The 23,339-nt window shown below is 66.6% G+C and carries 28 protein-coding genes and 1 other RNA gene; 13 read left to right on the top strand and 16 right to left on the bottom strand.

What is annotated here, in order from left to right; genetic code table 11:
- The first annotated feature begins 29 nt into the window (after positions 1-29).
- The 8 genes from GGQ89_RS13080 (at position 30) to GGQ89_RS13045 (ending at position 8,611) form a co-directional block, all read left to right on the top strand.
- The gene (locus GGQ89_RS13080) at positions 30-2,354 is read left to right on the top strand and encodes a chemotaxis protein CheA (RefSeq protein ID WP_056433975.1); all 2,325 of its coding nucleotides are present in this window, start codon (positions 30-32) and stop codon (positions 2,352-2,354) included.
- Entirely contained in the window at positions 2,354-2,782 is a 429-nt protein-coding gene (locus tag GGQ89_RS13075) for a chemotaxis protein CheW (RefSeq protein ID WP_056433972.1), read from the top strand. The genes GGQ89_RS13080 and GGQ89_RS13075 overlap by 1 nt, the downstream gene beginning before the upstream one ends.
- A gap of 82 nt (positions 2,783-2,864) precedes the next feature.
- Positions 2,865-3,230: a response regulator gene (locus tag GGQ89_RS13070; RefSeq protein ID WP_056433970.1), complete on the top strand. Its 366-nt coding sequence runs from the start codon at positions 2,865-2,867 to the stop codon at positions 3,228-3,230.
- A gap of 30 nt (positions 3,231-3,260) precedes the next feature.
- A complete protein-coding gene (gene cheB, locus GGQ89_RS13065; RefSeq protein WP_184106102.1) occupies positions 3,261-4,361 on the top strand; it encodes a chemotaxis-specific protein-glutamate methyltransferase CheB in 1,101 nt (366 codons plus the stop codon).
- Positions 4,362-4,417: 56 nt separating this feature from the next.
- Entirely contained in the window at positions 4,418-5,260 is an 843-nt protein-coding gene (locus GGQ89_RS13060; protein WP_338112299.1) for a CheR family methyltransferase, read from the top strand.
- Between the two features lie 67 nt (positions 5,261-5,327).
- A complete protein-coding gene (locus GGQ89_RS13055; protein WP_056433966.1) occupies positions 5,328-6,017 on the top strand; it encodes an N-acetylmuramoyl-L-alanine amidase in 690 nt (229 codons plus the stop codon).
- Between the two features lie 161 nt (positions 6,018-6,178).
- Positions 6,179-6,561, top strand: an RNA gene (rnpB, locus tag GGQ89_RS13050) — RNase P RNA component class A.
- A 55-nt stretch (positions 6,562-6,616) separates the two neighbouring features.
- Complete coding sequence (locus GGQ89_RS13045; RefSeq protein WP_184106101.1) at positions 6,617-8,611, top strand: energy transducer TonB; 1,995 nt, start codon at positions 6,617-6,619, stop codon at positions 8,609-8,611.
- A 330-nt stretch (positions 8,612-8,941) separates the two neighbouring features.
- On the opposite strand, the gene GGQ89_RS13040 is transcribed toward GGQ89_RS13045, so the two are convergent.
- Positions 8,942-9,580: a carbonic anhydrase gene (locus GGQ89_RS13040; RefSeq protein WP_184106100.1), complete on the bottom strand. Its 639-nt coding sequence runs from the start codon at positions 9,578-9,580 to the stop codon at positions 8,942-8,944.
- Positions 9,577-11,157 (bottom strand): SulP family inorganic anion transporter, encoded by a 1,581-nt coding sequence (locus GGQ89_RS13035; protein ID WP_184106099.1) that lies wholly within the window; start codon positions 11,155-11,157, stop codon positions 9,577-9,579. The genes GGQ89_RS13040 and GGQ89_RS13035 overlap by 4 nt, the downstream gene beginning before the upstream one ends.
- Before the next feature lie 185 nt (positions 11,158-11,342).
- Between GGQ89_RS13035 and GGQ89_RS13030 the strand changes: the two genes are divergently transcribed.
- Together GGQ89_RS13030 and GGQ89_RS13025 are read left to right on the top strand one after the other, a co-directional pair.
- Positions 11,343-11,882, top strand: coding sequence for a DnaJ domain-containing protein (locus GGQ89_RS13030; RefSeq protein WP_184106098.1), 540 nt, complete (start codon positions 11,343-11,345; stop codon positions 11,880-11,882).
- The gene (locus tag GGQ89_RS13025) at positions 11,879-12,172 is read left to right on the top strand and encodes a (2Fe-2S) ferredoxin domain-containing protein (RefSeq protein ID WP_184106097.1); all 294 of its coding nucleotides are present in this window, start codon (positions 11,879-11,881) and stop codon (positions 12,170-12,172) included. Before GGQ89_RS13030 ends, GGQ89_RS13025 begins: the two co-directional genes overlap by 4 nt.
- A 292-nt stretch (positions 12,173-12,464) precedes the next feature.
- Here the strand turns inward: GGQ89_RS13025 and GGQ89_RS13020 are convergent, their stop codons facing one another.
- The 10 genes from GGQ89_RS13020 to GGQ89_RS12975 are packed head-to-tail and all read right to left on the bottom strand — an operon-like array spanning position 12,465 to position 16,312.
- Positions 12,465-12,866 carry a SufE family protein gene (locus GGQ89_RS13020; RefSeq protein ID WP_184106096.1) on the bottom strand — a complete coding sequence of 134 codons (402 nt, stop codon included), beginning with the start codon at positions 12,864-12,866 and terminating at the stop codon, positions 12,465-12,467.
- Positions 12,867-12,921: 55 nt separating this feature from the next.
- Positions 12,922-13,590 carry a hypothetical protein gene (locus tag GGQ89_RS13015; RefSeq protein ID WP_184106095.1) on the bottom strand — a complete coding sequence of 223 codons (669 nt, stop codon included), beginning with the start codon at positions 13,588-13,590 and terminating at the stop codon, positions 12,922-12,924.
- Positions 13,591-13,592: 2 nt separating this feature from the next.
- Positions 13,593-13,832: a hypothetical protein gene (locus GGQ89_RS13010; RefSeq protein ID WP_042483743.1), complete on the bottom strand. Its 240-nt coding sequence runs from the start codon at positions 13,830-13,832 to the stop codon at positions 13,593-13,595.
- Between the two features lie 32 nt (positions 13,833-13,864).
- Positions 13,865-14,104, bottom strand: coding sequence for a hypothetical protein (locus tag GGQ89_RS13005; RefSeq protein WP_056434531.1), 240 nt, complete (start codon positions 14,102-14,104; stop codon positions 13,865-13,867).
- Positions 14,105-14,150: 46 nt separating this feature from the next.
- On the bottom strand, positions 14,151-14,438 hold the full coding sequence (locus GGQ89_RS13000) for a hypothetical protein (RefSeq protein WP_184106094.1): 288 nt from the start codon (positions 14,436-14,438) through the stop codon (positions 14,151-14,153).
- 12 nt (positions 14,439-14,450) lie between these two features.
- Complete coding sequence (locus GGQ89_RS12995) at positions 14,451-14,747, bottom strand: hypothetical protein (RefSeq protein ID WP_184106093.1); 297 nt, start codon at positions 14,745-14,747, stop codon at positions 14,451-14,453.
- Positions 14,748-14,788: 41 nt separating this feature from the next.
- Entirely contained in the window at positions 14,789-15,172 is a 384-nt protein-coding gene (pspC, locus tag GGQ89_RS12990) for an envelope stress response membrane protein PspC (protein WP_056433939.1), read from the bottom strand.
- Between the two features lies 1 nt (position 15,173).
- Positions 15,174-15,464 (bottom strand): envelope stress response membrane protein PspB, encoded by a 291-nt coding sequence (gene pspB / locus GGQ89_RS12985; RefSeq protein WP_056433936.1) that lies wholly within the window; start codon positions 15,462-15,464, stop codon positions 15,174-15,176.
- Position 15,465: 1 nt separating this feature from the next.
- Positions 15,466-16,134 (bottom strand): phage shock protein PspA, encoded by a 669-nt coding sequence (pspA, locus tag GGQ89_RS12980; RefSeq protein WP_042483728.1) that lies wholly within the window; start codon positions 16,132-16,134, stop codon positions 15,466-15,468.
- Between the two features lie 31 nt (positions 16,135-16,165).
- Positions 16,166-16,312, bottom strand: coding sequence for a hypothetical protein (locus GGQ89_RS12975; RefSeq protein WP_172839675.1), 147 nt, complete (start codon positions 16,310-16,312; stop codon positions 16,166-16,168).
- 176 nt (positions 16,313-16,488) lie between these two features.
- On the opposite strand from GGQ89_RS12975, the gene pspF reads away from it, so the two are divergent.
- Complete coding sequence (pspF, locus tag GGQ89_RS12970; protein WP_076709302.1) at positions 16,489-17,535, top strand: phage shock protein operon transcriptional activator; 1,047 nt, start codon at positions 16,489-16,491, stop codon at positions 17,533-17,535.
- A 66-nt stretch (positions 17,536-17,601) separates the two neighbouring features.
- Positions 17,602-18,213, top strand: a complete 612-nt coding sequence (locus GGQ89_RS12965) for a superoxide dismutase (protein WP_056433929.1) — start codon at positions 17,602-17,604, stop codon at positions 18,211-18,213.
- Between the two features lie 196 nt (positions 18,214-18,409).
- Here GGQ89_RS12965 and GGQ89_RS12960 read toward each other — a convergent pair whose 3' ends face one another.
- The 3 genes from GGQ89_RS12960 to mtaB are packed head-to-tail and all read right to left on the bottom strand — an operon-like array spanning position 18,410 to position 21,197.
- Positions 18,410-19,024 (bottom strand): septation protein A, encoded by a 615-nt coding sequence (locus GGQ89_RS12960; protein WP_076716810.1) that lies wholly within the window; start codon positions 19,022-19,024, stop codon positions 18,410-18,412.
- On the bottom strand, positions 19,021-19,956 hold the full coding sequence (gene ftsY / locus GGQ89_RS12955) for a signal recognition particle-docking protein FtsY (RefSeq protein WP_056433924.1): 936 nt from the start codon (positions 19,954-19,956) through the stop codon (positions 19,021-19,023). The genes GGQ89_RS12960 and ftsY overlap by 4 nt, the downstream gene beginning before the upstream one ends.
- On the bottom strand, positions 19,953-21,197 hold the full coding sequence (mtaB, locus tag GGQ89_RS12950; protein ID WP_184106092.1) for a tRNA (N(6)-L-threonylcarbamoyladenosine(37)-C(2))-methylthiotransferase MtaB: 1,245 nt from the start codon (positions 21,195-21,197) through the stop codon (positions 19,953-19,955). The genes ftsY and mtaB overlap by 4 nt, the downstream gene beginning before the upstream one ends.
- Here mtaB and GGQ89_RS12945 point away from each other — a divergent pair.
- The gene (locus tag GGQ89_RS12945) at positions 21,196-21,771 is read left to right on the top strand and encodes a DUF924 family protein (RefSeq protein WP_184106091.1); all 576 of its coding nucleotides are present in this window, start codon (positions 21,196-21,198) and stop codon (positions 21,769-21,771) included. The two genes, mtaB and GGQ89_RS12945, sit on opposite strands and share 2 nt — an antisense overlap.
- Here GGQ89_RS12945 and GGQ89_RS12940 read toward each other — a convergent pair.
- On the bottom strand, positions 21,746-23,287 hold the full coding sequence (locus GGQ89_RS12940; protein ID WP_076716805.1) for a putative bifunctional diguanylate cyclase/phosphodiesterase: 1,542 nt from the start codon (positions 23,285-23,287) through the stop codon (positions 21,746-21,748). The two genes, GGQ89_RS12945 and GGQ89_RS12940, sit on opposite strands and share 26 nt — an antisense overlap.
- Positions 23,288-23,339 lie beyond the last annotated feature (52 nt).

The following is a 23,339-nucleotide window of genomic DNA, read 5'->3' as shown; positions in this document are numbered from 1 at the left end:
GGGGAAGCTGGGGGCTCCCTCGGGGATTTATGGACGACCTGCTACAGGAATTCATTGCCGAGACACGCGAAACGCTGGAGGCTTTGTCCAGCGAGATCGTCGCGTGGGAAGCGGCGCCCGGCGACCGTGCGCGGCTGGATGCGATTTTTCGCTTCGTTCACACCGTCAAGGGCAGCTGCGGCTTTCTGGACCTGCCGCGCCTCGCCAAGCTGAGCCACGCCGCCGAGGATGTGCTGGCCGCCGCGCGCGACGGCAAGCGGATGCCCGACACCGCGCTCGTCGATGCGGTGCTGGCCATCGTCGACCGGATCGGCGCGGTGGTCGAGGGGATTGCGGCCGACGTCGTGGTCGATGATTCGGATGACGACGCACTGATCGCCGCGCTGACCCGTGTGGAAGAGGTGGCCGTCCCCGCTCCGGCGGCCCGCGTCGCGGTCGCCCCTCGCGCCGCGCCGCGCAGTATCCGGCTGAACGTCGATCTGCTCGACCGGATGATGAGCGGCATGTCCGACATGGTGCTGGCCCGCAACGAGCTGGCCCGGCGGCTGCGCGACGATGTGCTCGACCCGCGTGTCGAGGCCGCGCTCGACCAGCTGTCGCTGACGGTTGCCGATATGCGCGACACGGTGACGCGGACGCGGATGCAGAAGATCGACGGGCTGTTCTCCGCGCTGCCCCGCATGGTTCGCGACACGGCGGCCGAACTGGGCAAGGCGGTCAGCCTGCGTATCGAGGGATCGGACGTCGACCTCGACCGCGAGATGATCGAGATGATGCGCGACCCGCTGGTCCACATCATCCGCAACGCGATCGACCATGGCATCGAATCACCCGCCCGGCGCCGCAGCCTGGGCAAGCCGCCGACCGGGCAGATCTGCGTCACCGCGCGCCAGTCGGGCAACCAGATCCTGATCGAGATCGAGGATGACGGCGCGGGCATCGATGTCGCACGCATCGCCGCCAAGGCGATCGAGAACGACGTCCGCTCCGTCGCCGAAGTCGCCGGCATGAGCCCCGCCGAAAAGTTGAAGCTGGTGTTCGAGCCCGGCCTGTCGAGCCGTGACACGGTGTCGGCGGTGTCGGGACGCGGCGTCGGCATGGACGTGGTGCGCGCCAATATCGAGCATGTCGGTGGCCGCATCGCACTGGACAACCGGCCGGGCCGGGGCCTTGTCATTACCATCCAGGTTCCGCTGACCCTGTCGATCATGTCGACCTTGATCGTTGCGGTCGCCGATCAGCGTTTCGCCATCGCCCGCCAGGCGATCGAAGAGATCGTCAAGGTGCGCGGCGAACAGGTGCGCATCGATCCGGTCGGTGACATCCGGGTCGCGACCGTTCGCGGCCGTCGCTTGCCGATGCTGCCGCTCGGGTCGTTCCTGGAGATCGGGCAGGGCGATCCGTCGACGCTGGTGATCGTATCCACGCGGGACGGGGATTACGCTCTGGGGGTCGACGATGTACTCGACACCGAGGAAGTGGTGGTCAAGCCCGCCGCACCGGCGGTGATGGGTTCCGGCCTCTATGCCGGACAGACGCTGCCCGACAGCGGCCTGCCGATGCTGCTGCTTGACAGCGGCGGCCTGGCGCAGGCGGCCGGGCTTCGCTTCCAGCGTGATATCATCGCCGCCGATGAAACTGCCGCACAGGAAACCGCCAATCCCGCGCTGTTGTTCGACGATCTGGACGGCGCGCGCCGCGCCATCCCTCTGGGCGCGATCGACCGCGTCGAAAAGGCGACGGCCGAGGCCGTCCACCGCTCGGGCGGTCGCACGCGTCTGATCGTCGACGGCGCGACCATGCCGCTTCATCATGTCGAGTCGGCCGCGCTCGATGACGCGCTGGCGCATGGCGAGGTCGAGGTGCTGCGCCTGACCGATGGCGAGACCGAATGCGCCTATGCGATCGGCGGCGCGCTGGAGATCATCCATCTGCCCGCCGAGATCGCGCCCGCCACCAGCGGCCCGGTGCTGGGCATCGCCGTATGGGAAGGCCGCGCGCTGGAGATCCTCGACCCGCTGGTCTTCTTCCTCGACTCCGGCGTCGCGGATACCGGCCCGGTCGCGCCGCTCTGTCTGCTCGACGGTGCGGGCGCGGCGTGGATGGACCGGTTCCTGCGCCCCGTGCTGGAGGCGCACGGCTATCGCTGCACCCTCAGCCCGGATGGCGAGGAGGCCCCGTCCGTCCGCCTGATGATGGAGGAGGATGCCGTCGCCGCCGTGCCGTCGGGGGCGCCCGTGGTGCGCCTGCGCCGCGACCGGGAGGGGTTGGCCGATCCCGACAGCATCTATCGTTATGACCGCTCCGCCCTGATCGCGGCGCTGGCGGGTCATGCACGTCGGGGAGGCCGCTGATGCCGTTGTTCCTGATCGCCTGTATCGCCGGGCAGGGCGTGGTCTTCGACGCCGACCAGGTCGATTCGGTCGTCGATATCGGCGAGGTCGTGGCCGTGCCGCGCGCCGAGCCGTCGGTGCGCGGGCTGACCGCGCTGCGCAGCCGGGTCATCACCGTCGTCGATACCCGCCGGGCGCTGGGGCTGGAGCCGACCGCTTCGCATGTCCGCCGCGCCGTCATCACCCGGCAGGACGGGCATTATTATGCCATGCTGGTCGACGCGCTGGAGGATATCGAGACGTTCGACATGCGCCCGATGCCGCATGTCGCGCCCAAGGACGGGCGCTGGTCCCGCGCCGCCAACGGCATGGTGTTTCGCAACGGAGAGCCTCTGCTGGTCCTCGACCTGGCGAAGCTCGTGCCGCAGCCGGTCGCGCTGGTCGCCTGACCAGTTAACCCGGCCGTTACTTATCGGGGCTATTTCGGACGTCAGGTCCCGCTGGGATCCGGGTAGGAATAGGGCGTACCGAATGAAAACCTGTCTCGTCGTCGATGACTCCAAGGTGATCCGCAAGGTGGCGCGCCACATATTGGAAACGCTAGACCTGCAGGTTCGCGAGGCGGGGGACGGCCGCGAGGCGCTGGAGGCGTGTCTGGAGGAGGTTCCCGATGTCATCCTGCTCGACTGGAACATGCCGGTGATGAGCGGCATGGATTTCCTGCGGGCGCTGCGCGACGCCAATCTGGCGCGGCGGCCACGGATCGTCTTCTGCACCACCGAAAACGGCATGGCCCATATCCGCGCGGCGATCGATGCCGGGGCCGACGAATATATCATGAAGCCGTTCGACCGCGACACGCTGGAAAGCAAGCTCCAGCTCGTCGGCATGATCTGATCCGGCAGGACCTGCGCCTGGGACCGCGCCATGAGCTCCAATCCCTTGACTGCCCTTCAGGCCTCGCCGTCCACCCATGAGCAGGATGGGCCGACGCGGGTGCTGATCGTCGACGATTCGGCGGTCGCCCGGGCGTTGATCGCGCGCCAGATCGAGCCGCATGAGCGGTTTCGTGTGATCGGCGCCGTCACCCATGTCGAGGCGGCCCTTACCTTTCTGAACGACCATGCGGCCGATATCATCCTGCTCGACGTCGAGATGCCGGGGGTCGACGGTATCACCGCGCTGCCCCGACTGATCACGGCGGGGCGCGGCGCCCGCGTCATCATCGTCTCGGCGTCGACTCCGGCGGGGGGCGCGGCGGCGGTGCAGGCGCTGGCGCACGGCGCGGCCGATACGCTCGACAAGCCCCGGCCGCAGGGACTGGCCGAGTTCGGCGACATCCTGTTGCAGAAGCTCGACGGGCTTGCCCAATCGATGGACCGCCCCGTGCAAGCCGCCCCCGCGCCGGTTTCGCCGCTGGGCAGCCGGACGCGCCCGGCCGTCCAGCGTTCCTTGCCCGACATTATCGGCATCGGTGCCTCGACCGGCGGTATCCATGCGCTCGCCAAGCTGCTGGCGCCCATTCCGGCAACGATGACGGTGCCGATCGTGGTGACGCAGCATCTGCCCGCCACCTTCATCCCCTTTTTTGCGGCGCAGCTGACCGCCGTCGCGCACCGTCCGTGCATCATGGCGCAGGACCGGATGCGCGTGCGGCCCGGCGAAATCCTCGTCGCTCCCGGCGATGCACACGTCACCTTCGTCCGGCTGACCGATGGCAGCGCGGCGATTCGGCTGAAGCATGAGCGCGCACGCAGCGGCTGCCTGCCTTCGGTCGATCCGATGTTCGCCTCGATGGCCGAGCTATGGGGCGAGCGGGCCTGGGGTATCGTGCTGACGGGCATGGGGCGTGACGGACTGGAGGGAGCCAGGATGTTGAAGGCCGCAGGGGGGACTATCGTTGCACAGGATCGGGACAGCGCCGTCGTCTGGGGCATGCCCGGCGCGATCGTCACCGACGGTCTGGCCGATCTGGTGATGACCCCGGACGCGGTCGGCGCGATGATCGCGGCGGGAGGATCCTGCTGATGGTCCTGGCCTCAAGCTGGACGCCTGCGCCCCCCGTCCGACCCGGGAGCATGGCGATGGCGCAGTCCCCCATGTCGGGCCAGTCGCTCGCCGTCCTCAGTGCGCTGCTGGAGGCCCGGACCGGCCAGCAGATCGCCAGCCATCGGTCGACCCGTGTCGACACGGTACTCCTGCCCCTAATGCGCGAACGGCGCATGGAAACGCTGGACCAGCTGGTCTGTGCCGTCCTCGACGGGCGCGATCCCCAGCTGGCGGGCCGCGTGATCGACGCGCTGGTAAATGGCGAAACCTCGTTCTTCCGCGATCCGCATGTCTTCGAGCATATCCTCGAAACGGTCGCCGAGGTGGAGCGCGACGGGCGCCGCGCCCGCATCTGGAGCGCGGGCTGCTCGACCGGGCAGGAGCCCTTGTCGCTGGCGATGATGTTCGCCGAGCGGCAACAGGCGCAAGGCACGCCGGTGCCCGAGATCATCGCGACCGACGTATCCGAAGCCGCCATCGCCCGCGCGCGCAGCGGCTGCTACACCCAGTTCGAGGTGCAGCGCGGCCTGCCCATCCGCCAGATGGTCCGCTGGTTCGACGGGCGTCCGAACAACGAATGGGTGGTGCGGTCGGAGCTGCTGCGCCACATCTCGTTCCGCCAGATGAACCTGACGGTCGATCCGGCGCCCTGCGGATCGTTCGACCTGGTGCTGTGCCGCAACGTCATGCTCTATTTCGCGGCCGAGCCGAAAAAGCGCGCCTTTCGCACCATCGCATCCGCGATGCGGCCCACCGGCCTGCTGGTCCTGGGCGCTGGTGAAACGGTAATCGGCCAGACCGACCTGTTCCAGCTCGCCTCGGTCGGGCGCGGTGTCTATCAGAAAAGCGACGTAACGGATCCGCCGATCGGTGCATGAATCCATATCCTTGAGCGAGGCTTGCCGCTAATAGGGGCGGACGAACCGGGGTCGTTCAGGAGGTTGCATGACGATCGTCGACACGCCGTCACCCAATTTCGACGCGCGTAGCCTGCCGATCAGCATGATCGTATTGCACTATACGGGGATGCAGGATGCGGAGTCGGCTATCGCCCGACTGCGCGATCCGGAGGCCAAGGTATCATGCCATTATCTCGTCGCCGAGGACGGCACCGTGCTGCGCATGGTCGACGAGGCGGAGCGGGCCTGGCATGCGGGCCGGTCGCACTGGCGGTCGATCGAGGATGTGAATTCCGCGAGCATCGGGATCGAGATCGTCAATCCCGGCCATGACTGGGGCTATCGTCCGTTTCCCGATGAACAGATCGCGGCGGTGATGGAACTGGTCGCCGATATCCAGAAGCGGCACGGCATCACGCGCGGCAACATCGTCGGCCATTCCGACATCGCGCCCGCCCGCAAGCGCGATCCGGGCGAACTGTTCCCCTGGGGGACGCTGGCCCGGCGGCGTCTGGCGCTGCCCCGCCCGACCAAGAACCTGATGGACCCGATGTGGACCGAGGCGGGCTTCTGTCTGGCACTGGAGCGGTTCGGCTATGACGTGACCGACCGGATGGCGGCGATCATGGCGTTCCAGCGGCGGTTCCGGCCCGAGTTGATCGATGGCGAGATCGATGCGGAGTGCCGGATGATCCTGCTGGCGCTGCTGCTGCCGCGTCCGCAGGGGGATGATTGAGGGGGAGGGGCGTGGGCTTCGACTTCGCTCGGCCCGAACGGGGCGGGGAAATGGGGCTGATCCCCAACCTCCGTTCCGCCTGAGCGAAGTCGAAGGCCACGCCGTGACCTCAACCACAAACCCCTTGCCCTCCCGCCCATTCCCGCTACACGCACCCCCAGTCAGAGGGCCGGGCGGCCGCGGCCTCGGGTAACCGGGGGCGAGGAAAGTCCGGGCTCCACGGAATAACGGTGCCGGGTAACGCCCGGCGGGGGCGACCCCAGGGACAGTGCCACAGAGAGCAGACGGCCACGGCTTCGGCCAGGTCAGGGTGAAAGGGTGCGGTAAAAGCGCACCGCGGGTCCGGTAACGGAAACGGCATGGCAAACCCCACCGGGAGCAAGACCGAATAGGGATGGCATGACGCCGCAAGGCGTCGGGGCGCGTTCCCGCCCGCTATCCGGGTTGGTTGCTTGAGGCGATGTGCAAGCATCGTCCTAGAAGAATGGTCGCCCATCCGGCTTCGGCCGGTGGACAGAACCCGGCTTACAGGCCCTCTGGCTTTCGCCCGCGAATTCGGGCAGCGTCCCGCGAAACTCGGCTTGGGAGGGCGCGGGGACATGAAGACTAGCACGAATTTTGTAACGGCCACGTTGGCGGGACTGATCGTCGCGACGGGCGCCGCCGCCATGGCGCAGCAGGCGGCTCCGGCTCCGGCTCCGGCTCCGGCCCAGACCATGCAGCAGCAATATGACGCCGCGACCGCCTTGGACGCGGGCCAGGACCCGGCGGCGGCGCTGGCCGCCTGGAACCGCATCGTCGCGCAGGTCAAGCCGGGCAGCCGGACCTGGGCGATCGCGATGGTCCGCAAGGGCGGCGCGCAGTTCCGGTTGGGGCAGATCGACGACGCGGCGGCGGCGATTCGCGCCGGTCTGGCCGTGCTGCCTGCCAAGGACCCCTCGCTGGCCGAGGACCGGTTCGCCGCACACATGAAGCTGGGCGGCATCGCGACCGCATCGCTCGACTATGCCGATGCCACGGCCGAGTATCGCAAGGCGGCGGCGGAGTCCCCCGACGATATCGGGCGGATGGCCGCGCTGCTGGCGACCGTACGCACCCAGACCTTCACCGATCCGGGCGAGGCGCAGGCCACGCTTGCCCAGGCCGATGCGCTGGCGCCGAAGCTCACGCTCAGCAAGGGCGACCAGGCCGCGCTGGAGCAGGCACGTCTGCGTCTGGCGATGAATACCGGGCGGCTGGACGAAGCCAACAGGATGGCGCCCAAGATCGTGACGCTGCTGGGTGGCATGACGCTGAACAAGGTCGACCTCCGCGACGTCGCCGCCCGTTCGGATGCTGCCATCGCCGCGCTGCTGACCCATCACGAGGACAGCGCCCGCGAATATATGGCCTATACGGGCGCGGGTCGCTCGACCAAGGGCAGCTTCAGGGCCGCCAGCATGATGGCCCCGCCCGAATGCGGCGGCGAGACCGACCTGAAGCCCGAAGACGTCGCCGTGATCCAGTTCAGCGTCGGTGACGACGGAACGGTGTTCGGCGTCGAGCCCATCTATTCCTCCGGCGGTGGTGCCAAGGGACTGGCCTTTGCCCGCGCGGTCCGGGAATGGTTCTGGTTGCCCGAGGAGTTGAAGGAATTGCCGCCCTTCTTCCGGTACAATGTCCGGTTGGAAATGCGCTGTTCGACCGCCTATAGCCGTCCCGCGATCGGCGATGCGGTCAATGCCAGCTTTGCCGAATGGTTGGAGAAGAAGGGCGTGGCGGCCCCGGCAAAGTCCGGTGCGGTCGGTGCCGATGCGCTGACCCGACAGCGCGCCGTGCTCGCCGCGGCCGAGGCCCAGGGGCAGGCGCCCGCCATCCTGGCCGCCGCCGCGCAGATGCTCGAAAACCCGACGCTGGGCAGCGATGACCGCGCCGCCCTGATCGCGAAGGCCCAGCCGCTGGCCGCCGCATCGGACATGCCCGCCATCGCGCAACTGGTCTTTGCCATTCCGGCGCAGGAGGGGCGCAACCGCGACTGGCGCGGGGCAGGGCGTTATGCCGCCGTCATGAGCCCGCTGCTCGCGCAAAAGCCCTTTGCCGAAGACCCGCAGGCACGCGCAGCGCTGCGTTTGTGGATCGCGGACCGGACCGGCGAGAAATATGCGGGGCCCTATCTGCAACAGGTCGCCGACGACAAGGGCCTGGACCCGCGCGATCCGCTGCGCGTGGGTGCGCTGATCCGGCTGGCCTCGGCGGCCAAGCGGCAGGGCGATCTGGCCCTGGCGCGCCAGACCTTCGAGAAGAGCGGACTGGCCGCCTCGCAATGCGCGACGCTGGATGCGACGCCCAAGGCGGTATCTTCTCCCGGTAGCAGTGCCTTTCCGCAGGAGGCGCAGCGCTGGGGGTTCGAGGGCTGGGCCCGCAACCAGTTCGACATCGGTGCCGATGGCCGGGTCGCCAATGTCCGCACGCTGGTCAGCTATCCGCCCTTCATCTTCTCACAGGCCGCCGAGAAGACATTCACCACGATGCGCTATGAAAAGACCTACCGCCCCGACGGCGGGCTGGGTTGTGGGGCCAGCGTGAGCGGTATCCGGTTCCAATTGCCGAAGTGATTGGGCTGAGGGCGATCGGAAGTTCTGTTCTTCCCTCGCCCTCTCGAGCACAGCGCGGGCTTTCGGTTTGTTCAATCCCTCACTGGAGCTGCGCTAGAGCGATATGACATTGCATTGAGTCAACATGAGCCCCTCCCCTTCAGGGGAGGGGTTGGGGTGGGGCCTTTCCGCGAGCGCCGCGCTTGCGGAAGCGCCCCATCCCCGGCCCCTCCCCTGAAGGGGAGGGGTGGGGTGATCCATGCCATCCCGCTTCGGCCAGCACGCTGGCAAGCTTCGCCAACCCTCTCCCCTGTCCAGGGAGGAGGGAGCCGGCGGTAGTGTCGATCAACCCTACACCAATACCTTGTCGGGCCGCGCCAGTGCGTCGAGATCGGTGTCCGCATCGATCTCCAGCAGGGTTTTGATATGCCCGTCGCGCATGTCATAGACCCAGCCGTGAAGCCATAGCTCGCGCTTCTCGGCAAACGCCTTCTGGATGGTGTCGAGCCGGGCGAGGTGACGCAACTGCTCCATCACGTTCACCTCGACCAGCCGGTTGACCTTCGACGCCTGGTCCGGCTGGGCGTCGATCTCGTCCCGGTGGCGGTGCAGCACGTCGCGGGCATTGCCCAGCCACTGGTCGACCGCTCCCTGCGTGCCGCCCTCCAGCGTCGCCAGCACGCCGCCGCAGCCATGATGGCCGCACAGGATGACGTGGCGGACCTTCAGTACGTCGACCGCATATTGCACGACCGACAACAGGTTCAGGTCATCGTCATGCACCAGATTGGCGATGTTGCGGTGCAGGAACATGCCGCCCGGCGGCGTCATGGTCATCTGCTCGGGCGTCACCCGGCTGTCGGAGCAACCGATCCACAGAAAGTCGGGCTTCTGCCCCACCGTCTGCCGCTGAAAAAAGTCGGTCTTCTCCTCGAGGAGTTCGGTGGCCCATGCCTTATTGGCGAGCAGGAGCTGCTTATATTCCCTCATGCGTAGCGCACTCCCGTCGATGGGGCATTGATGAGCGGGGCAGTCCGCTCGGCGATGTCGCCGCGCACGATCACACTGATGCCCCGGAAGTCGGCGCCCTTGATGAAGGCGTTGATGATGTCGACATTGTCCAGGTCGACATAGGAGGTCGAGGACAGGTCGATCAGCAGATTGGCACCGTCCGGCACCTTGGCGAGCGACTTCTGCAATTCGTACTTGTGGATGAAGTACAGGTTGCGCCGCGCCCGGATCAGGCAGTCGCCATCGTCATAGGCATAGGTCAGCGCGGGGCGGAAATTGCGCGCCACGACGAAGACGAAGCCCACGACCAGCCCGACCAGGATGCCGATCAGCAGGTCGGTGCGCAGGATCGCCAGGATGGTGACGATGAAGGGGATGAACTGGCTCCACCCCTGCTTGTACCGCTCGGTGAACAGCTTGGGCTTGCACAGCTTGTAGCCGGTGGCGATCAGCACGGCCGCCAGCGCGGCCAGCGGGATCTGGTTCAGCACGACCGGGATCAGCGCGACCGAGATCAGCAGCCAGGTGGCGTGCAGCATGGTCGACAGCTTGCTCTCCGCGCCCGCATCGACATTGGCCGAAGACCGCACGATCACCGAGGTGACGGGCAGGCCGCCGAGCAGACCGGAGACGATATTGCCGCCGCCCTGCGCCATCAGCTCCCAATTCTTGTCGGTGGTGCGGCGGCGCGGATCGAGCTCGTCGACCGCCTTGACGCTCAGCAGCGATTCCAGGCTGGCGACGATGGCGAGCGTGATCGCGGTGGTCCATACCGCGCCCATGCCGATCGCCGAAAAGTCGGGAAGCTGGAACTGGCCGAGGAACTGCGATGCGCTGCCAGCGACCGGCACGCGGACCAGATGCGCGCCCGCCAGCTGCCAGTCGGGCCGCGTCGCGCCCAGGATCATGTTGCCGACCACGCCGATGACGACGACGACCAGCGGCCCGGGCAGCAGCCGCAGCGGGCCCTGCTTGGGCTTGGCGTGATCCCACCAGAACAGGAAGGCCAGCGACACCGCGCCGATCAGCACCGCGCCCGGCGCGATATCGTTGCTGACGCTGGTCCACAGGTCGGTGAAGGTGTTGCCGCCCGCCCGGTTGGCATATTCGAAGCTGCCCTCGAAATCGCCGTCATAGCCGATGGCATGGGGGATCTGCTTGAGGATCAGGATCAGGCCGATCGCTGCCAGCATGCCGGTGATGACTGAAGAAGGGACGAACTCTGCCAGCACGCCCGCGCGGGTGAAGGAGAAAGCCAGCTGGAGGATGCCCGCCAGCATCACGGCCAGCAGGAAGACCTGGAAACTGGGCAGCCGCTCGATCGCCTCGAACACGATGACGGTCAGACCGGCGGCAGGACCCGCGACCGATAAAGGCGATTTGGAGAGGAAGCCGACGACCAGACCGCCCGCGATTCCGGCGATCATGCCCGCAAAGGGCGGGGCGCCCGACGCGACCGCGACACCGAGGCAGAGGGGCAGGGCGACCAGCGCCACCACGATGGAGGCCGGTATGTCCGCTCTTGCGGTGGCCAGGAAGGAACGACTTTGGGCCACGCTGGCTCCTGTCAAAACTGGGCGTCCGCATATGCCCGGTACGGACATGAATATATGATGACGGATAATTCATGACCGAGGGAACCATTGTCGGTCAAGCGATTCAGCGGGCATTTGAAGGCTCTGTCCCGCAAAGCGCGGTGCGGACGCTTGCACCGGCGCGCAAGTCGCTTAAATCGGCCGGCGTGGCGCGTTCTTCTACCCGATCCAACGACTGGGGCTTCCCCCGCTGGCGCAGCTATGGCGCGTCGCGGGAGGCCGAGCCGGTGCGTATCTGTGACCGGCATGGTTGCGACCAACCGGGCAATTGCCCGGCCCCCAAGTCCCCCAACAGCCCCGACCGCTGGTATTTCTGCGAGGCGCATGCGGCCGAGTATAATCGCGGCTGGGATTATTTTCAGGGCCTGAGCGCGGAGGAAGCCGCCGCGCGCGAAGCCTCGGAACGGCAGACCAGCGCAGGCTATGCCCAGTCCAAGCACCAAGCCTGGGCCGGGCCGGGCGACGGCAGCCGATCGCGCGACGAGATGCGCGCGCTCGACGCACTGGGGTTGGAGCCGGATGCCGAGTTCGACCTGATTCGCGCGACTTGGCGTGGCCTGGCCAAGGCGAACCATCCCGATATCCGCCCCAACGATCCGGATGCGGCGACCAAGTTCCAGCAGGTGCAGGCGGCCTATGAGGTTCTGCGCGCCGCCGAGGAGCGGCGCAGCTGGAAGCCCGAATGATCCGTCGCGCCAAGGCGGACTGGGAAGCGACGGTTCTGGTTTGCGGCAAATGCTCGAAAAAGGTCGGCGGCGGGTTCGGGCCGAAGGGCAAGACGTCGCTGGCGAAGGCGCTCAAGCGAATTTTCGGCAAGGGGCGCAAGGCGTCGGTCGGGGTGATCGAGACCAAGTGCCTGGGCCTGTGCCCGAAGAATGCGGTGACGCTGGTGGATGGGCGTCGGCCGGGGGAATGGCTGGTGGTGACGCCGGACGAGGATGTCGAGGTGATCGCGGCGCGGTTGGGGCGGGAATGACTTCTTTTGGGGGGGGCGGTCTCAGTGAGACACCTTGGCCCTCCCCCATCCCAGTTTCAGGTAAACGATGCCCCGCATCGTTTAGGTCATGCCGGGGGCATGACCGACCTGAAACTCGCCTGCGGGAGGGGAGCGGCTGGAGGCGCGGGCAATTCTCTTTGTCGACCGTCAGGGATGGGGCAGACGTTTTTAAAGTAGGTTCGGGCCAGCCAAGAAGCACGCCCCCCCCCCCCCCGCAAGCGGGAGGGGATGGGGGAGGGCAAGGGGTCTCACCGAGCCCGCACCCAGAACCTCAATACCGCCCAGCAGTCTCCCGGATCAGCGCGATCATGTTCGGGATCCCCTGCGTCCGGTTCGAGCTCAACTGGTTCCGCAAATCGAACGGCGCCAGTTCGCCCTCGATATCGGTCGCCAGGATTTGCGCAGGCGTCTTGTCCTGCACCGTCTTCAACACCAAGGCGATGATCCCCTTGGTGATCGCCGCGTTCGAATCCGCCAGAAAGTGCAGCCCTTCCGCATCACCCTTGGTCGGATAGACCCAGACCGAGGCCGAGCATCCCCGCACCAGCGTCGCATCGGTCTTCAACGCCTCGGGCATCGGCTCCAACGCGCGGCCGAGATCGATCAGCAGGCGATAGCGATCGTCGGCGTCGAGAAACTCATATTCGTCGCGGATTTCGGCAAGATCGGACATGGCGCTCGCGCTACCGCGAACGGCGCTTCACGACAACTGTTCAGTCCCTGCGTGCTTAGTCCCGGAGCAGGGCGTCCACCGATCCGCCATTGCGCGCCAGTTCGGCCGCCACGCGGCGACGCCCCTCATAATAGGCCAGCACCCGCGCATGCGGATCGCGCGCGCGGATCAGCGCCTCGTCCTGCGGGTGGATGCTGGTTTCCCGCGCGACATAATCCGGATAGCCCTCACGCTTCCAGGCGGGAAGGCGAAGGGCTGCCCATTCGCCGATATGATCGGCGACCAGCCGGTGAGTCATTTCGTGCGCGATGGTGCCCGACAGGGTGCGTACGCCGCCCAGTGGCGCGCCGTTCGTCACCCGGTCCGCCGCCACCGAATGGCGGTTGAAGATCAGCGCATGGGCGAAGGGTCGCCGGAACGCGATCGACCCCTGTGCTCCGATCGACAATATGTCCCAGCGCCAGCCCCCATCGGTCAGCACCAGCTGGCGCGACAGCCCAGGCCGATAGAGCGGGCTTGCCGCCAGCAACCCGTCGGCACGGGCAAGCACCTGTCCCATCGCGGCCGTATCGATCGGCTGTTCGGACAGGACCGTCGTCCGCCCGAAATCGGCGCGATAGGGAAAGGCGAGCGCGGCGGGGACATGGAGCACCCCGGCGACGACGACCGCGCCGCCACAGGCGATCCGGGTCGTCCATCGGCGAAGGGCCGCAAAACGCGTCATGGTCAGAGATCGACCCCGGCGGCGATGGCTTCGAGCTTGCGGATACGCTCCTTCAGGTCCGCCATCTCGATCCGCGACGCGGCCGAGGCGGCGGGCGGGTAGGGCATGTCGTGGCTGCGTTCGAACTCCCGGTTCTTCAGCTGCAACCAGCCGCGCCAGCCCGCCAGGCCTGCGGTGACGATCATCGCCAGGCCGGCCAGGCCGGCGGTCGCGATCACGATGTAGAGATTGGTGTCGGTCATGATCCGGGCTCCCTGTCCGTATCAATGGTGGCTTAACGGTCGCGCAGCCGCTCGATCTCGCGGTCGAGATCGATGCTCTTGCGTTCGTCGGTGATGACGCGTTCCAGGACCTGGATACGCTCCTTGAGCTGCTGCACCTCGGCACGCAGCGCCTGGGTGTCGCGCGAGGCGTCGCCGCGCAGATGCTCGACCATGTCGAGGCCGGGCGAACGGCGATGCTTGGCCTTGAAGATGCTGGCGACCATGACGATCGCAACGATCAGAACGGTCATGAACTGTCCGCCGGACATAGCGGTAACTCCCCTCTGGATACTTATGTCAGTGTTCGATGCGGACGGGCGTTTCGCCAGGTATGCGCAAGCCTTCGATCTCGTCGCTCAGGACCAGGCCGCGATCGGTGATGATCCGCTCCAGCACCCGGACCCGCTGTTCGAGCCGTTCGGTCTGGGCGGCATATTGTGCCGCCTTTTCCGCGACCATCGAGGCTTCGGTGGCCAGCTGCTTTTCGCGATACTTGAACCAGGGCCGGACAAAGACGCCGCCGATGATGGCGACCAGGCCGCAGCTGATGCCCATGATGGGGATCAGAAGAGCGATGTTGTTCATCAATCCCCTCCCTCAGCGATCGCGCAGCGCGTCGATTTCGCGCGCGGTCCGCTCGGCGGGGTCGGTGGCGATGCGCTCCAGCACCGCGATCCGCTCTTCCAGTCGAGAAATTTGGCCGACCAGCTTCTGGTTCTCGGCGGTCAGCAATTCGACCTTGCGGCCATCGGCGATGTCGCTCTTGTGCGTCATCCCGCCCCAGTCATTTTCCAGGCTGTAGCCGTGCTTCGCACGGATCCAGGTGGTGACGACCCAACCGATCGTCGACATTGCGATGATCGCCAGGACGAAACCCGGTCCTCCCCAAGCCATAATCCATACTCCCATAGGATAGTTGATGTGTCAGCGCGGTCTCAGCGCAGGCTGTCGATCTCGTCGGCCAGCTGGCGGTTGCGGCTGGTATAGTGCAGCTCGATATCGGCAAGGCGACGGTCGAGATCGCGGAACTTCGAGCGGACCTCGGCGGTCGAGCGGCGCGGATTGCTGCGCACGCCCTGCCAGAACTTGGCATCCTCGTCCGACTGGTACAGGCCGATCGGCTTGGCCGTCGCCATCCAGGCGATCAGCATATAGGCGAGCGGGACCCAGGGCATGCCGACCCCGGTCAGGGTGAGCAGGACCGCGGCGACGCGGACCCACATCACATCGACGCCGGTATAGTCGGCGATGCCCGAGCAGACGCCCTTGAACTTGGCATTCTGCTTGTCGAGGTAGAAATTGGTGCGGCTGGCGGTCATCTCAATTCCTCCGATCGAGGCTGTAGTCGGTCTGGCCCAGGCGCGGTTCGGGGCGCCATTCGGACTGAAGACCCGGCTTGAAGTTGGGATTGTCGGCGGCGACGATCCGTTCGACGGTGTTCACCCGATCCTCCAGGCGGCGCGCGAGCAGGTGAAGCTCGTCGAGCAGCTGCTCGTCCTCATGGGTGATCTTGGGCGCCTGCTTCCACTTCGTCATATAGTGCAGGATCAGCCAGGGCAGCGCGATGAAGATCGTGGTGATCGCGATGCCGGGGGTGATGATATCCTCCATCTCACTCCCCCTTGTTCAGGCGCGCCTTGAGCGCGGCGAGTTCGGCGTCGACCCGGTCCGAGGCGCGCAGTTCGGCGATCTCGTCCTCGAGCGTCTTGGGGTTCGCGCCCAGGCCCAGCGCTTCCGCGCGGCCCTCGGCCTCGTCCACCTTGCGCTCCAGAATGTCGAAGCGGCTGAACGCATCGTGCGTCTTCGGGCCGTTCCACATCTCGCGCAAGCGATAGCGGTTGTTGGCGCTTTCCAGACGGGTCTGGACCGCATTCTGCTTGGTCCGCGCCTCGCGCAGCTTGTTCTGCAGCTTGGCGATGTCCTCTTCCGACGCGCGCAGCGCATCGTCGAGCACCTGGACTTCGGCCTTCAGCTGGTCGGCCATGTCGGCGGCCTTCTGACGCTCGATCAGCGCGGCCTTGGCCAGGTCCTCGCGATCCTTCGACAGCGCCAGCTCGGCCTTTTCGGTCCAGCTGTCCTGAAGCTGGTCCAGCTTCATGATGTGGCGGCGGATTTCCTTCTGGTCGGCGATCGTGCGGGCGGCGGAGGCGCGCACCTCGACAAGCGTTTCCTCCATTTCGAGGATGATCATCCGGATCATCTTCGCGGGGTCTTCCGCCTTGTCCAGCAGGTCGGCGAAATTGGCGGCGACGATATCGCGGGTGCGGGAGAAAATGCCCATCGGATACTCCTTGATGGCGGCTATTCGGGGATTATGCGGTCGGTGCCTCGATCGCCGCAACCGGGGGCGTGCTGGTGGCGACATGCGCGGGGGCGAGGGCGCCCATCAGGCAGGTGGCGCTCATCACGACGGTGCAGGCGATGGCGGCGATCTGGCGGCTGAAGGTGGTGGCGAACATGGTGGAAACTCCCTGAATTCTTTTGTTTCGGTCCGCTCGTCGGCGGGATGCCAGATGCTTTGCAGGAGGCGTGCCAGTTTCAAAAATGGCGGAAATCCAGGGGTTTTTGCAATAGTTGCGGAGAAACAACGATTGCACTCTTGCCAAGCGTTGGGAAAATCCGCCACCTGTTGGGAATGGAGCGAACGAGTCAGGTCATCGGCCAATCGGGGGCCTTTCTGGACGCGCTGGAACGGGCTAGCCGCGCCGCCGCGCTCGACCGTCCCGTGCTGGTCATCGGCGAGCGTGGGACCGGCAAGGAGCTGGTCGCCGAGCGCCTCCACCGGCTGAGCGGACGCTGGGACCAGCCTTTGGTCATCATGAACTGCGCCGCGTTGCCGGAGACGCTGATCGAGGCCGAGCTGTTCGGCCATGAGGCGGGCGCCTTTACCGGCGCGACCAAGGCGCGGGCGGGGCGGTTCGAGGAGGCGAGCGGGGGCACGCTGTTCCTCGACGAGCTGGGCACGTTGTCGATGGCGGCGCAGGACCGGCTGCTGCGCGCGGTGGAATATGGCGAGGTGACGCGGATCGGATCGTCACGGCCCCTGCGGGTCGATGTGCGTATCGTGGCGGCGACCAACGAGCATTTGCCCGACAAGGTCGCCGCGCATCAGTTTCGTGCCGATCTGCTCGACCGGCTGTGCTTCGAGGTGGTGACGCTGCCGCCGCTTCGCGCGCGCAAGAGCGATATCATGGTGCTGGCCAATCATTTCGGGCGGCGCATGGCGGCCGAGATTGGCTGGAACGAGTGGCCCGGCTTCGGGGCGGCGGCGACCGATGCGCTGATGGAGCATCGCTGGCCCGGCAATGTCCGGGAATTGCGCAACGTGGTCGAGCGTGCCGTCTATCGCTGGGACCGCGAGGGGCCGGTCGATGCGATCGAGATCGATCCGTTCCGCTCGCCCTATCGCCCGCAGGGCCAGTCGCCTGCCGCCGCGCGGAGTGAGCAGGGGAATCCGCCCGCCTCCGCCGAGCCGGTGAGCGACGGCGACGAGGTGGCGGCCTGCGACGTTGGCCCATCCGACTTCAAGTCGCGCGTCGCCCGGTTCGAGCGGGAATTGCTGACCAAGGCGCTGGCCGACAACCGCTTCAACCAGCGGACCACGGCCGAGGCGCTGGGCCTGTCCTATGATCAGCTTCGTCATGCGCTTCGTCGTCACGATCTGATCGGAACGGTTGCGTAACCGCGTTCGGGGAGCCATTTGAGGCGCCCGGCGTTGCCACAGGCAAACCCCAAAGGAGCAATCACGATGGCTTTCGAACTGCCGCCCCTTCCGTACGACTATGACACGCTGGAGCCGGTCATCTCCAAGGAGACGATGACCTTCCACCATGACAAGCATCATGCCGCCTACACCAACAAGCTGAACGAGGCGGTGGCAGCCGACACGTCGCTTCAGGGCAAGTCGATCGAGGACATCCTGGCGAACATCTCGTCGGCCCCGGCCGCCGTCCGCAACAATGGCGGCGGTTTCTGGAACCATGACTTCTTCTGGAAGATCATGACCAAGCCCGGCACGACCCAGCCTTCGGGCAAGCTGGCCGAGGCGATCGAGGCGTTCGGCGGCCTCGACAAGCTGAAGGACGAGTTCAACACCAAGGGCGCGGGTCAGTTCGGTTCGGGCTGGGCCTGGGTGATCGCGGATGCCGAGGGCAAGTTGAAGGTCACCTCGACCCCGAACCAGGACAACCCCCTGATGGACGTCGTCGCCGACAAGGGCACGCCGATCCTGGGTAACGACGTGTGGGAGCACGCCTATTACCTGACGTACATGAACGACCGCCCGGGCTATCTGAAGGCCTGGTGGGACGTCGTGAACTGGGACGAGGCCGGTCGCCGGTACGAGGCGGCGGTCGCGTAATTCCTACGCCGATCCGTTTCGGATAAGGGAAAGGGCGGCTCCACTGGAGCCGCCCTTTTTTCTATTCTTATTCCTCCCCTTGCAGGGGAGGTGGCAGGCCGAAGGCCTGACGGAGGGGTGTCGCCCTATCGAGAGCGGTTACACCCCTCCACCAGCTTCGCTGGTCCCCCTCCCCTTACAGGGGAGGAATTGGAGTTTATTCCACCGGCGGTTCGTCGACCTTCGCGCCTTCCGCATTCAGCCCATGCCGCAACAGCATCGGAATATTCGCGATCGCAAAGGCGATGGTCAGCGGCATCGCGCCCCACAGCTTGAAGCCGACCCAGAAATCCCAGGTCGAATTACGCCACACCGCTTCGTTCAGCACCGCCATGAAGGCGAAGAAACAGGCCCAGTTGCGCGTCAGCTTGCGCCAGCCCAACTCGGTCAGCCCCGGATAGACATTGCCCAGCACCATCTGGATCAGCGGCCGTCCGGTCGCCAGCCCGAAGAACAGCAGCGCGGAGAACATCGCATAGACGATGGTCGGCTTCATCTTGATGAAGCGCTCGTCGTGGAAATACAGGGTCAGGCCGCCGAACACGACGACCAGCACGCCCGACAGCCACAGCATCGGGGAGATGCGACCGAGCTTCACCTTGCTGACGATCATCGCCACCACGGTCGCGGCCATGAAGACACCGGTTGCGACCAGCACGCGGGTCAGCGGGCCGATCGGCGCCAGGAAATTGACCGCAAAGAACAGGATCAGCGGGCCGTACTCGATGCCCGCCTTCAACCCTGCGCTGGCTTCCTTCTGGGGCACGCTCATTTGCGGCCCCCCTCGATGCCCGCGATGATCCGGCTGACTTCGTTGGCGTCGAAGGGGCGCAGGTCGGTCATGCCTTCGCCGACACCGATGGCGTGGATGGGCAGGCCGTATTTCTCCGCCGCCGCGACCAGCACGCCGCCGCGCGCGGTGCCGTCCAGCTTGGTCATGACCAGGCCGGTGACGCCCGCCACGTCCTTGAACACCTCGATCTGGTTGAGCGCGTTCTGGCCGGTGGTGGCGTCGAGCACCAGCAATATGTCATGCGGCGCCTCGGGGTTCAGGCGACCGAGCACGCGGCGGATCTTGGACAGCTCGTCCATCAGCTCGCGCTTATTCTGGAGGCGCCCGGCGGTGTCGACGATCAGCACGTCGATGCCGGTGGCGGTCGCCTGCTTCACCGCCTCATAGACGATGCCCGCGGCGTCGCCGCCTTCCTTGCCCGAGACGATCGGTACGCCGACCCGCTCGGCCCAGGTGGCGAGCTGGCCGATGGCGGCGGCGCGAAAGGTGTCGCCCGCTGCCAGCATCACGCCATAATCCTGCTCCATGAACAGATGCGCCAGCTTGGCGATGGTCGTCGTCTTGCCCGACCCGTTGACGCCGATGACCAGGATCACCTGCGGCCGGGGAAAGGCGTCGATCTCCAGCGGGGTGGCGACCTTGGCCAGTGCCTTCTCGACTTCCTCGGCCACGACCAGGCGAATGCCGAGATCCTCCATGTTCCGCTCGAAGCTGCCCTCGGCCAGGCGGGTGCGGATATGACCCGCCGTTTCGGGGCCGAGGTCGGAGGCGATCAGCGCTTCCTCGATCTCGTCCAGCGTGCCCTCGTCGAGCCGCGCGGTGCCCAGGCCCGCCAGATTGCCGACCAGCCGGTCCGAGGTGCGACGGAAACCGCCGAGCAGCTTGTCGTGCCAGGAGGAGGAAGAACTCATGCCAATTGTCCGATCAGATGGGTTTCGGTCGCCGCCGTGACCCGAACGCGGGCGATGCTGCCCGGTTCGGCGGCGGGGGAAAAATGAATGTCGGCGAAGTCGGGCGCGTGGCCGCGCGTGCCCGGCCGCTCGACCAGCACGTCACGGGTCGCACCGATCTGCGTGGCCAGCCAGTCGCGGCGGCGACGCGCGGCAGCCTCGCGCAGGCGGGCGGCGCGTTCGCGACGGAGCGGGTGCGGCACCTGCGGCATCCGGGCGGCGGGCGTGCCGTCGCGCGCCGAATAGGGAAAGATATGCGCGTGGACGATATGGGCGTCGTCGATCAGCGCCAGCGTGTCCGCCGCCATCGCCTCATCCTCGGTCGGGAAGCCCGCGATCAGGTCCGCACCGATCGCGATCTCGGGCCGTGCGGTCAGCAGCCGCTCGACGATGGCGACCGACTGGGCGCGGCTGTGGCGGCGCTTCATCCGCTTGAGGATCAGGTCGTTGCCCGCCTGGAGCGACAGATGCAGATGCGGCATCACCCTCGCCTCACCCGTCACCAGCTCGAACAAACGGTCGTCGATCTCGATCGAGTCGAGCGACGACAGCCGCAGCCGGGGGAGGGTGGGGACATGGGTCAGGATACGCTCGACCAGCAGGCCCAAACTCGGCTGGCCCGGCAGGTCATGGCCATAGCTGGTCAGGTCGACGCCGGTGAGTACGACCTCCCGATGCCCCAGTTCGATGGCGCGCGCGATGCGATCGATCACCAGCCCGGCTGGCACCGAACGGCTGGGGCCGCGCCCGGTCGGGATGATGCAGAAGGTGCAAGCGTGGTCGCAGCCATTCTGGACCTCGACGAACGCTCGTGCATGGCCCGCAAAGGCCGACACCAGATGCGGCGCGGTCTCGACCACGCGCGACATATCGGTGACCAGCATCGGTTCGGCCGAGGCCCAGCTTTCGGGGCGCAGCTTGTCGACATTGCCCAGCACGCGCGCGACCTCGGGCATGGCGGCGAAGCTGGCCGGATCGATCTGCGCGGCGCATCCCGTCACGACGATCTGGGCGTCTGGCCGCGCCTTGGCCGCGCGGCGGATGGCGACGCGGGTTTGCTTCACTGCTTCGTTGGTCACGGCGCAGCTGTTGACGACGACCAAGTCCTCCCGCCCGGCGGCCAGCGCGCGGATCGTTTCGCTCTCGGCGATGTTGAGGCGGCAGCCCAGACTGATGATCTCGGGCCCGGATGGGGACGACATGGCTGCTGATCTAGGGATGGATGAACGACGTGTCCACGCGGAGGCGCGGGACATAATCGACTTCTGGTTCGCCCTGCCACCCGAAAAGCATTTTGCCAGGGACGATGCGCTCGACCGGGTGATCGCCGAGCGGTTCGGTGTGCTGCGCGATCAGGTGCTGGCGACCGAGGCGATCGGCTGGCGGGATGATCCCGATACACTGCTGGCGGCGATCCTGCTGCTCGACCAGTTTTCGCGCAATCTGCATCGCGGCTCGGCGCAGGCCTATGCCGCCGATCCGCTGGCGCTGGAACTGTGCCTGGGCGCAATCGATGCGGGATGGGAGGATCGCTATCCGCCCGAACGGCTCGCCTTTATCTATATGCCGCTGATGCATGCCGAGTCCCGTGCGATGCAGGATTTGAGCGTCGCGAAATTCACTGAATTGGGACGCGCGGAGAACCTCTTCTTCGCCCGCGATCATCGCGACGTCATCCGGCTTTACGGGCGTTATCCCAGTCGCAATGCGGCGCTGGGCCGAGCCTCGACCGAGGCGGAACGCGACTATCTCAGCCAGCCAGACGCGGGATGGTGAATGAGGAGGGCGAGATGCCCGCGAGCAGCCGCTTTTCCGCCAGCATCTGACGCACCTGCGCCAGATCGAGCGGCGGACCATAGAGCGAGCCCTGTCCGTGCGAGCAGCCGATGTCGCGCAGCCGCATCTCGATATCCAGGTCTCGCACGCCCTTGGCGGCGATCGGCAGGTGCAGACTGTCGCCCAGATGGACGATGGCGGTGACGATGGCACAGCAATCCGGGTCGGCCGCCATGTTGCGGATGAAGTTCGGATCGATCCGAACCCGGTCGAAGGGCAGGGCGCGCAAATGCGCCAGGCTGGAATAACCGCGCCCGAACGCATCGAGCGCCAGGGCGATGCCCTGGTTCTTCAGGCTGATGACGATCGACTGCGCCAGCGCCAGATTGGCGAACAACGCATTTTCGGTAATCTCGATTTCCAGCCGGTGCGCGGGGAAACCGCACTCGGTCAGCGTCTTGATGACCTTCTGCGCCAGCCAGGCATCCTGGAATTGCGAAGCGGCGAGCGGGATCGACAGGGTGATCGACGGGTCCCAGTCGCGCGCGGCGGCCATCGCCTGCCGCATCAGTGACAAGGAGACCTCGCCCGACAGGCCGCAGGCTTCGGCGACGGGCATGAAGCGTTCGGCGGTCATGGGACCCAGGCTGGGATGATCCCAATAGCCCGACACCTCGAACCCGGTCAGGCGCGCGGTGCCCAGATCGACCTGCGCCTCGAACCGGGGCTGGATATCGCCATTCGCCAGGGCGGCGCGCAGGTCGGTGATGATGGCGTTACGCTCGGCCATCGCCTCTTCCATCGCGGGGGCGAACCAGAGCGGCTTGCCGTCGCTGCGCGCCTTGGCGGCGATCAGAGCCAGATCGGCCTGGCGGACCAGCCGGTCGACCGTCGCGGCCCCGTCGTCGATGCGGGTCAGCGCAATGGCGGCGCGCGGCGTCAGTTCCTGATCGACCAGCTTCACCGGCTGGCCGAGTCGCACCGCCAGCCGTTCGGCCAGCCGTTCGATCCGGTCGCGGCCGCGCGGGTCGAAGGGGATGAGGCAGCCGAAGCAATCGCTCTCGAACCGTGCGACGATCGCCTCGGACGGCGCTTCGTCGCGGATGGTCTTGGCAACATGGCGGAGCAGCAGGTCGCCGGCTTCATGGCCCAGCGACCCGGCGATGGCGCGGAAACGATCGATATCGACGAGCATCAGTGCAATGCCGCGCTGGCGGCGCTGCACATTCTCGATCATCGCCTGCCCGACATCGTGGAAATAGCGGCGATTCGTCAGCCCGGTCAGCGGGTCGATCTGCTCGACATCGGGCGAGCGGGCCGAAGACGCGGGAAGGCGCCAATGGACGAGGACGGCAGCGACGGCCGTCGCGGACAGCAAAAGTTTCGCCGGAAGGGTCAGGCCCAGCTGGATCAGGACGATCGCCGCCGCCAGCAACGCGATGCCAATCGCCACCGCCGCGCCCGTAAGGCCCGCAGAAGCAGGGATATTGGCAACAGGCTGGCGCGACCCGGACATGGCATAGCGGTCGCATGTCAGGAGTGTACAATAGGTTAACGCGTGCGCCGGA

Origin of the sequence: Sphingomonas yabuuchiae, assembly GCF_014199595.1 — a bacterium.
GTDB lineage: Bacteria > Pseudomonadota > Alphaproteobacteria > Sphingomonadales > Sphingomonadaceae > Sphingomonas > Sphingomonas yabuuchiae.
The sequence above is the reverse complement of the archived record's forward strand: the minus strand, read 5'-3'. Positions and strand labels throughout refer to the sequence as shown.

Coding starts and splice junctions, on each gene's coding strand:
- GGQ89_RS13080 (WP_056433975.1), top strand. CDS start 30: ATGGACGACCTGCTACAGGAATTCATTGCCGAGACACGCGAAACGCTG.
- GGQ89_RS13075 (WP_056433972.1), top strand. CDS start 2,354: ATGCCGTTGTTCCTGATCGCCTGTATCGCCGGGCAGGGCGTGGTCTTC.
- GGQ89_RS13070 (WP_056433970.1), top strand. CDS start 2,865: ATGAAAACCTGTCTCGTCGTCGATGACTCCAAGGTGATCCGCAAGGTG.
- cheB (WP_184106102.1), top strand. CDS start 3,261: ATGAGCTCCAATCCCTTGACTGCCCTTCAGGCCTCGCCGTCCACCCAT.
- GGQ89_RS13060 (WP_338112299.1), top strand. CDS start 4,418: ATGGCGCAGTCCCCCATGTCGGGCCAGTCGCTCGCCGTCCTCAGTGCG.
- GGQ89_RS13055 (WP_056433966.1), top strand. CDS start 5,328: ATGACGATCGTCGACACGCCGTCACCCAATTTCGACGCGCGTAGCCTG.
- GGQ89_RS13045 (WP_184106101.1), top strand. CDS start 6,617: ATGAAGACTAGCACGAATTTTGTAACGGCCACGTTGGCGGGACTGATC.
- GGQ89_RS13040 (WP_184106100.1), bottom strand. CDS start 9,580: ATGAGGGAATATAAGCAGCTCCTGCTCGCCAATAAGGCATGGGCCACC.
- GGQ89_RS13025 (WP_184106097.1), top strand. CDS start 11,879: ATGATCCGTCGCGCCAAGGCGGACTGGGAAGCGACGGTTCTGGTTTGC.
- GGQ89_RS13020 (WP_184106096.1), bottom strand. CDS start 12,866: ATGTCCGATCTTGCCGAAATCCGCGACGAATATGAGTTTCTCGACGCC.
- GGQ89_RS13015 (WP_184106095.1), bottom strand. CDS start 13,590: ATGACGCGTTTTGCGGCCCTTCGCCGATGGACGACCCGGATCGCCTGT.
- GGQ89_RS13010 (WP_042483743.1), bottom strand. CDS start 13,832: ATGACCGACACCAATCTCTACATCGTGATCGCGACCGCCGGCCTGGCC.
- GGQ89_RS13005 (WP_056434531.1), bottom strand. CDS start 14,104: ATGACCGTTCTGATCGTTGCGATCGTCATGGTCGCCAGCATCTTCAAG.
- GGQ89_RS13000 (WP_184106094.1), bottom strand. CDS start 14,438: ATGAACAACATCGCTCTTCTGATCCCCATCATGGGCATCAGCTGCGGC.
- GGQ89_RS12995 (WP_184106093.1), bottom strand. CDS start 14,747: ATGGCTTGGGGAGGACCGGGTTTCGTCCTGGCGATCATCGCAATGTCG.
- pspC (WP_056433939.1), bottom strand. CDS start 15,172: ATGACCGCCAGCCGCACCAATTTCTACCTCGACAAGCAGAATGCCAAG.
- pspB (WP_056433936.1), bottom strand. CDS start 15,464: ATGGAGGATATCATCACCCCCGGCATCGCGATCACCACGATCTTCATC.
- pspA (WP_042483728.1), bottom strand. CDS start 16,134: ATGGGCATTTTCTCCCGCACCCGCGATATCGTCGCCGCCAATTTCGCC.
- GGQ89_RS12975 (WP_172839675.1), bottom strand. CDS start 16,312: ATGTTCGCCACCACCTTCAGCCGCCAGATCGCCGCCATCGCCTGCACC.
- pspF (WP_076709302.1), top strand. CDS start 16,489: ATGGAGCGAACGAGTCAGGTCATCGGCCAATCGGGGGCCTTTCTGGAC.
- GGQ89_RS12965 (WP_056433929.1), top strand. CDS start 17,602: ATGGCTTTCGAACTGCCGCCCCTTCCGTACGACTATGACACGCTGGAG.
- GGQ89_RS12960 (WP_076716810.1), bottom strand. CDS start 19,024: ATGAGCGTGCCCCAGAAGGAAGCCAGCGCAGGGTTGAAGGCGGGCATC.
- ftsY (WP_056433924.1), bottom strand. CDS start 19,956: ATGAGTTCTTCCTCCTCCTGGCACGACAAGCTGCTCGGCGGTTTCCGT.
- GGQ89_RS12945 (WP_184106091.1), top strand. CDS start 21,196: ATGGCTGCTGATCTAGGGATGGATGAACGACGTGTCCACGCGGAGGCG.
- mtaB (WP_184106092.1), bottom strand. CDS start 21,197: ATGTCGTCCCCATCCGGGCCCGAGATCATCAGTCTGGGCTGCCGCCTC.
- GGQ89_RS12940 (WP_076716805.1), bottom strand. CDS start 23,287: ATGTCCGGGTCGCGCCAGCCTGTTGCCAATATCCCTGCTTCTGCGGGC.